At 38.2% G+C, this 7,216-nt stretch carries 7 protein-coding genes and 1 pseudogene; 3 read left to right on the forward strand and 5 right to left on the reverse strand.

Features of this window, described 5'->3' with window-relative positions; all coding sequences use genetic code 11:
- Together ACTF6W_RS06365 and ACTF6W_RS06370 are read left to right on the forward strand one after the other, a co-directional pair.
- Nucleotides 1-350: pseudogene (locus tag ACTF6W_RS06365) on the forward strand (reductive dehalogenase); the annotation flags it as partial.
- 97 nt (nt 351-447) lie between these two features.
- A complete protein-coding gene (locus ACTF6W_RS06370; protein WP_438993710.1) occupies nt 448-1,290 on the forward strand; it encodes a CvfB family protein in 843 nt (280 codons plus the stop codon).
- A gap of 13 nt (nt 1,291-1,303) precedes the next feature.
- On the opposite strand, the gene ACTF6W_RS06375 is transcribed toward ACTF6W_RS06370, so the two are convergent.
- The 3 genes from ACTF6W_RS06375 to ACTF6W_RS06385 form a co-directional block, all read right to left on the reverse strand.
- A complete protein-coding gene (locus ACTF6W_RS06375; protein ID WP_438993711.1) occupies nt 1,304-2,761 on the reverse strand; it encodes a glycine betaine ABC transporter substrate-binding protein in 1,458 nt (485 codons plus the stop codon).
- 122 nt (nt 2,762-2,883) lie between these two features.
- Nucleotides 2,884-3,810, reverse strand: coding sequence for a citrulline utilization hydrolase CtlX (ctlX, locus tag ACTF6W_RS06380; protein ID WP_438993712.1), 927 nt, complete (start codon nt 3,808-3,810; stop codon nt 2,884-2,886).
- 11 nt (nt 3,811-3,821) lie between these two features.
- Nucleotides 3,822-4,877: an ornithine cyclodeaminase gene (locus tag ACTF6W_RS06385; RefSeq protein WP_438993713.1), complete on the reverse strand. Its 1,056-nt coding sequence runs from the start codon at nt 4,875-4,877 to the stop codon at nt 3,822-3,824.
- A gap of 166 nt (nt 4,878-5,043) precedes the next feature.
- Between ACTF6W_RS06385 and ACTF6W_RS06390 the strand changes: the two genes are divergently transcribed.
- On the forward strand, nt 5,044-5,496 hold the full coding sequence (locus tag ACTF6W_RS06390) for an Lrp/AsnC family transcriptional regulator (protein WP_438993714.1): 453 nt from the start codon (nt 5,044-5,046) through the stop codon (nt 5,494-5,496).
- On the opposite strand, the gene ACTF6W_RS06395 is transcribed toward ACTF6W_RS06390, so the two are convergent.
- Together ACTF6W_RS06395 and ACTF6W_RS06400 are read right to left on the reverse strand one after the other, a co-directional pair.
- Nucleotides 5,493-6,176, reverse strand: a complete 684-nt coding sequence (locus tag ACTF6W_RS06395; RefSeq protein ID WP_438993715.1) for an ATP-binding cassette domain-containing protein — start codon at nt 6,174-6,176, stop codon at nt 5,493-5,495. The two genes, ACTF6W_RS06390 and ACTF6W_RS06395, sit on opposite strands and share 4 nt — an antisense overlap.
- 68 nt (nt 6,177-6,244) lie before the next feature.
- Nucleotides 6,245-7,216: sensor histidine kinase (locus ACTF6W_RS06400; RefSeq protein ID WP_438993716.1), on the reverse strand; the 972-nt coding region annotated here is incomplete at its 5' end.

Raw genomic sequence — 7,216 nt, forward strand, 5'->3', positions numbered from 1 at the left:
CAAATGCCATACCCTTCGATGCACCAAGTGATCACGTCCATAGTGAAAGTAATATCAAAGGGGTGGTGAAATGGACACCGTCTGCGGAAAAATGTTTTAAATTTTGGTGTAATCAAAATACAGACTGTATTATTTGCATAAGATCATGTCCTTATAATCGTGATTTTTCTAGATTACGTCATCGTCTATGGTTAAAGCTCGCTAAAAGTCCTTTTAAGAAACTGGCATTAAAACTAGATGATCTTTTTATGGATCGCGGTAGATTAAAAACCAGTTGGTGGTGGCGGCCGGAACTTAAAAAACAAGATGAGGCAGAAGCCCCAAAGCGCAAAAAGAAAAATAAGAAATAATCCACACGCCACGACTATAGGTTTATTATCATTTTAAAGCTATCTTGTGTAATGATTTTCACCTATAAAACCCTAAACATATTATGAGACATCCACAATGATTGAAGTCGGTAAATACCATACACTTGAAGTGATCAAGCATCTTGATTTTGGCATAATCCTTAAACATGATGATGAAGAAATATTGCTTCCTACACAATCATTACCACAAGACGAGAAACTTTGGGACATTGGGCAGTTTCTTGAAGTATTTGTCTATCTTGATTCAGAAGATCGCCCTATCGCTACTACCGACATACCATCTGGTACTGTTGGCGATAGCGTTTTGCTTACTGTTGTAGGCCAGAGCGATTTTGGCACATTCATGGATTGGGGATTAACAAAAGATCTTCTTGTAACTTTTAAAGAGCAAAATAAACCTATGAATATGGGACGATCTTATGTGGTACATATCTTTCTCGATAAATCAGATCGCATTGCAGGATCAACTAAGCTCAGTAATTATCTTGACGAATTTAACGATGGGAAATTCGAATTTCGGGAAGAAGTGGACCTCCTGATCGCGGGAAGAAGTGATTTAGGATATAAAGCCGTTATCAATAATTCCCACCTCGGGTTAATTCATCAAAATGAAGTTGTTCGCCCCTTAAAAAGCGGAGACAGATTTAAAGGGTATATCGGAGAATTACGTGAGGACGGCCGGATTAATTTAACTCTACAAAAGCTCGCTTATGAGGTGAGAGAGGAACTCTCTGATGTCATTCTCAAATATATGCAAGATCATGGTGGCATTATAGGATTAACGGATAAAAGTCCACCTGGTGAAATTAATGCGATTTTTCATGTTAGCAAATCAAACTACAAAAAAGCTTTAGGGAAATTATTTAAGGAAGGTAAAATCACCTTCCACGAAAAAAGTGTGCGTTTAATTCAAGAATAAATGATCAATGAACTTAATTGGCTCTCATATGTTCTGGAATTATTCGCTTTTCCAATATTTCGAATAAAATTTCAACGATAATCGCAAGACAGGCTGCCGGAATAGCACCCTGTAAAATTAGATTAGTATCATTTAGCGCGAGCCCTGTAACAATCGGCTCCCCTAGACCGCCCGCTCCAATAAATGCGGCAAGTGTTGCGGTACCAATGCAAATAATCGTTGCCGTTTTAATGCCCGCTAAAATATTCGGCAAGGCTAATGGAAACAACACATTTCTGAGTTGTTGGAACTTCGTCATTCCGATAGCACGAGACACATTTACCAACACCGGATCTATGGTGGTTAACGCTGTAACCGCACTTCTTAATATCGGTAACAGTGAATATAGAAAAAGAGCGGTAATAGCAGGTATTTCACCGATGCCGAAAATTGGGATCATTAACGCAAGCAAAGCTATTGACGGAATTGTTTGTAATAACCCTGTAAAATAAATGACGGACCGCGATAATTTAACCGATCTAAATATTAAGAAGGCAAGCACTAAAGCGACTATACAACCAATTGAAAGGGCGATGATAGTTATTTTTACATGTGTAATAGTGTTTTCAATTAGTTTAGATAAAACGCCATCTTGACTTTCTACTGTTGTATTGGTGTCAATTAATCCTTCGCTTTTTAAAAAAGCATTTGCCACTTCACTAAAGGTTTTTTGGTTTATAACCACTTCAGAATTTAAAAGGCGCATTTTGTCGTCATCTAAACGGCCTTCTAGCTGATTAAGAATCTTCATAGCGTCTTCTGGGAAATCATTGCGAGTTAACGATGCACCAAAATATTTTGGGAAAAAATCAAGATTATCCTGAAGAATAATTAATCCATAGCGCTCTATATCACCGTCCGTTGTGAAAGCGTCTGTCAAATCTATTTCACCTTCATCAATTGCTTTATAAGCCAAGCCATGCTGAATTCCCGTTGGCGCAAATTCAAGGTTATAAGCTACTTTCATAGATGGCCATCCATCATCACGATTGATGAATTCATGACTAAAATTGACCTTCAAATCTGAATGATCTTTCAAATCCGAAATGGTCTTTAAACCTCTTTCAACTGCTAAAGTTTTCTTAATTGCCATTGCATATGAATTATTAAATCCGAAAGGAGAAAATATTTTCATATTTCGCGCATCTAAAATTGCTTGGTAATCTTTTAGATTAGGATTTTCACCAACACTTTCATCGCTTGTAAAAATTGCTTCGGATATGGTGCCCGTATATTCGGGATATAAATCTATTTCACCTTCGGCTAATGCATTATAACAAATCAGTGTCCCGCCAAAGCCGAATTTACGATCTATTTCATAGCCACTATTCTCTAACACTTGGGCCATAATTTCTGCAAGAAGATAGCTTTCTCCGTGCATTTTACTACCGATAACAATTTTTTCGTTCGCAGCAAAAACAGAGCCACTCAATAAAAAAATGGCGGCAAAAAAAAGAAGGAAATATTTAAGTGCCGAAGCGAAGGTGATTTGTCAGACCCTGATTGTTTTTTGATAATCAAGTATTGAACAAATCACCATTGATGTCAAACGACTTACCGCGGTAAAAGATGAACCCCGGCGAGCATACATCTAACCGAACCTCCCGCGAGTTCAATCGTCGGAATTTCAAGCGGTAAAATTTCCGTATTTTTTTCAATAATCGCTTTTTGTTCATCGGTTAATACGTTATGCGCTCTTGCTGAAATCGCTAAAACACGTCTATCACGACTTTGAAGCTCTATGGCATTACCTGCGAAATTGGCTATCTGATCATTACTAAGCGCAATGACTTTACGGCCAGAGCTTTCAAAACGTGCAACGATCTCTTCGCGTCTTTTAGCATCATCAAACAAATCCAATCCAATCATGACGAAATCCGTAGCGATACACATTAAAACATTCGTATGATAAACAGGCGTGCCGCTTTCATCACATGCATCGAATGCCATTGGCTCATAATTAAAATGGGTACAAAATCTTTCTAATGCAACAGGATCAGCACGGTTTGATTTTGTAACATATGCAACGCGATCAATATGATCCAAGACCATTGCACCTGTCCCTTCAAGGAAAAGACCATCAGGTTCAAGGCCTGAATAATCAATAATATCTTGAACGCGATAATTTTCTTTAAGCATTTCAATTACATCATAGCGACGTTCACGACGACGATTTTCTGCAAACATTGGATAAATGGCCACATGCCCACCCGAATGGGTTGAAAACCAATTATTGGGAAATACGGAATCTGGCGTCTCTTTGCTCTCATCTTCAAAAATGTGAACATTTATACCTTTTTTTTCTAATGTCTCGGCAACCTTAGTTGCTTCTGCATAAGCTGATTTTGCGATTTCTTGCTCGCTTAAACCATCACCACTTTTTTGAAAACTATTGTCCTTAGCCGTTTGCCAATTTGGCGAAAAATTATGCGGACGGATCATGATAACCGCAGCTGGTGCTTGTACACTACGCTTTTCCATAACAGTCTCCTTTAATTTTTAGCGGCTCTTAAAACCATACCAAATAAATCACGTGGATCATCGGGATCAGCAAGCATATCAAGGTTTTGATAATGGCCTGTCTCTTCAAGTTTATCGCGAATATAGCGTAATGCTGAAAAGTCCTCGATGGCAAAGCCAACGCTATCAAATAATGTTATTTGTTTTTCATCTGTACGGCCCTCTATTTCGCCTGTCATCACTTGCCATAATTCTTTCACCGGATAATCTTCATCCAATTGTTGGATTTCACCTTCAATGCGTGTTTGTGGTGGATATTCAACGAATATTTCAGAACGCAAAAGAATATCTTTATGAAGTTCAGTTTTACCCGGACAATCGCCACCAATGGCATTGATATGAACACCTGATCCGACCATATTATCGGTTAAAATTGTTGCATATTGCTTATCAGCTGTAACGGTTGTGATAATTTCTGCACCTTCCACAGCCATTTGCTCACTATTACATTTGATAACATTTAAACCACGACCTTCAAGGTTCGCCATGCAGCGGTCAGAAGCGCTCGCATCAATATCGTAAAGACGAACATTTTCAATGCCGCATATTGCTTTAAAGGCGAGTGCTTGGAACTCTGATTGTGCGCCATTACCAATCATGGCCATCGTTTTTGATCCCTTAGGCATCAAATATTTTGCAGCCATTGCTGATGTGGCAGCCGTACGAAGCGCCGTTAAAATTGTCATTTCAGTGAATAAAACCGGGTATCCCGTGTTCACATCTGAAAGAACACCAAAGGCTGTTACAGTTTGCAAACCATCTTGAGTATTTTTTGGATGACCGTTCACATATTTAAAACCATAAACTTCGCCGTCGCTGGTTGGCATTAATTCAATTACACCTTCTTGCGAATGTGAAGCAACGCGCGGCGTTTTATCGAAAAGTTCCCAACGCTTAAAGTCATCTTCTAGATATTCGCAAATACCTAACATCATTTCTTCGACACCAAGTTCTAGAATTATTTTCATCATGTCATCAACACTGACAAAAGGAACCAAATTCAAATCTTTATTCACTGTATTCGTCATAGCAAACTCACTTTAGATTCTGCGTCTTAAAAGACACTAGTTGATTAAAAACATATAATATCAATGCTAAATTTTAGACACAATGTCATTTTTTTATAAAAATTGATGATAAATATATAAATATGACATACATTATTAGTAATATTGTCAATTATTAGGTTTTTACATGAAAAATAGTCGTGATGAAATATCCAAATATTCTTATGATCATTTAGACCGGGAATTAATATCCTTATTACGTAATGATGGAAGAGCCCCCCTTTCAAAACTAGCCGACATATTAAAAGTATCACGTGGGACGGTACAAAATCGATTAGATCGTTTACTCGCATCCGGAACCTTGCATGGCTTCACGGTTAGAGTACGCGAAGATTATGATCAAGATACAATTAGAGCTCATATGATGATTGAAGTAGTTGGAAGATCAACATCGCAAGTCATTCAAAAATTAAGAGGCATGCCTGAACTTCAAGTATTACATACAACCAATGGCGCCTGGGATTTAGTCGCTGAAATCCAAACTTCCAGTTTAAGTGAATTTGATCGTGTTTTAAGAGATGTCAGAATGATCGATGGCGTGTTAAATAGCGAAACAAGCATACTTTTAAGCACGCTTTAAGAGCTTATTGAATTTAGCAGTTCGCTTACATATTCATCTTGTGGATTATTTACGATTTCTTCTGTCATACCACTTTGAATAATTTTACCGTCTTTAATTACAACAATATTATCGGCTAGCTTTATCGCTTCTTCCATGTCATGGGTTACAATAACTATGGCTCTAGCTTCGGCCTTTTGTAATTTTAAAAACTCTTCGTGGATGTATCCTTTTGTGATCGGATCAAGTGCTGAAAAAGGTTCATCAAGAAGCAACAATTCTGGGTTCAGCATCATAGATCGACAAAGGCTCACACGTTGCTGTTGTCCACCAGATAGATTATGCGGAAAGCGATCTACCAATTCTTTCTTCAAATTCACCAGTTCAATTACGTAATGTGCCCTTTGTTCAATTTTATCCTTAGACCACTCATTTAATTTCGCCATAACAGTAATATTTTCATAAACTGTCATATGAGGAAACAATCCGCCTCCCTGCACCGCATATCCCATTTTTTTTCTTAAATCGGTGATGTTTTCATAATCAACTTTTTCATTAAAAACTTCAACATGACCATTCGACGGTTTCGTTAATCCATTCACCAATTGCAGTAGCGTTGTTTTCCCGCTACCGCTTTCGCCAACAAGAGCCGTGGTTTCATTATCAGAAATTTGTAGATTAATATTTTTTAATACGGTCACATCACCATATTTTTTGGAAATATTCTGAAATTCAATCGCGTATTTTAAAGAGATAAAATCACCTCATTTTAAAAAGTTAATATAAATGTGGCACCGCCACCTACGGTTTTTGTTAAGCTCACGGTTCCACCATGTGCAATCATCACTTGTCTCGTCAGTGCAAGCCCTACGCCTGATCCTTCTCTTTTCGTTGTATAAAAAGGAACAAATATTTTTTCAGCCAAATCTGACTCTATTCCGGGGCCATTATCATAAACTTCTATAATGATGCGCCCACGTTTGTTAATTTTTGCTGATAGTCCAACTTTCGCATTTTCAGTATTTTCCAACGCTTCAGCTGCATTTTTCATCAAGTTAATTAGCATCTGCTCTAGCATTTCTGGGTCTGCAGAAACCTCAAGTCCATCTGTTGAAACATTCATTTCCAACTCAATGTTCTTAGTTTCCCAATCAATGGTCGCAACTTTAACGACATCTTCAAATATTTTTCTAACGACCAACTGTTCTTTTTCAGGAGGCGGCAACCGAGTTAAACGACGATAACTTTGCACAAAATGCATTAAGCTGTCCGAGCGACGAGCAACGGTATCTACGGCATCACGCACATCCGTTAACTCATCAACAAGTTCTTGCTGACCTTTTACTTTTTCTATGGCATCATCCACCAAATCCGTTGATGTTTTAGCAAGCGAAGATACGGGAGTTATACTATTCATAATTTCATGAGTTAAGACGCGCACCAAGTCCTGCCATGCTTGAAGTTGAGCAACATCGAGTTCGCTTTGGATATCCTGCAATGATATGAGCTTTTCAATTTTACCAGCTGAAATTATCTGCGTAGAAGCGATCGTTAACTTCTGTTCAACGTCATCAATTTTAAAGGTTATCAAATGACGTTCACCTGGCGCTAATGTCAAAACTTTCTTTCTAAACTCGTCACCAAACTGCGCGAGATCCGCAATGCGTGTCACGTGTGTCGAGCCAAACAAGCGCCGCGCCGCATTGTTATGAATTGATATGGTTCCATCCCCATTTAATGA

This window comes from Pseudemcibacter sp. (assembly GCF_965661635.1).
Taxonomy (GTDB): Bacteria; Pseudomonadota; Alphaproteobacteria; order Sphingomonadales; family Emcibacteraceae; genus Pseudemcibacter.

Bases quoted from the DNA above. Each gene is read 5' to 3' on its own strand.
- ACTF6W_RS06370 (WP_438993710.1), top strand. From the start codon at position 448: ATGATTGAAGTCGGTAAATACCATACACTTGAAGTGATCAAGCATCTT.
- ctlX (WP_438993712.1), bottom strand. From the start codon at position 3,810: ATGGAAAAGCGTAGTGTACAAGCACCAGCTGCGGTTATCATGATCCGT.
- ACTF6W_RS06385 (WP_438993713.1), bottom strand. From the start codon at position 4,877: ATGACGAATACAGTGAATAAAGATTTGAATTTGGTTCCTTTTGTCAGT.
- ACTF6W_RS06390 (WP_438993714.1), top strand. From the start codon at position 5,044: ATGAAAAATAGTCGTGATGAAATATCCAAATATTCTTATGATCATTTA.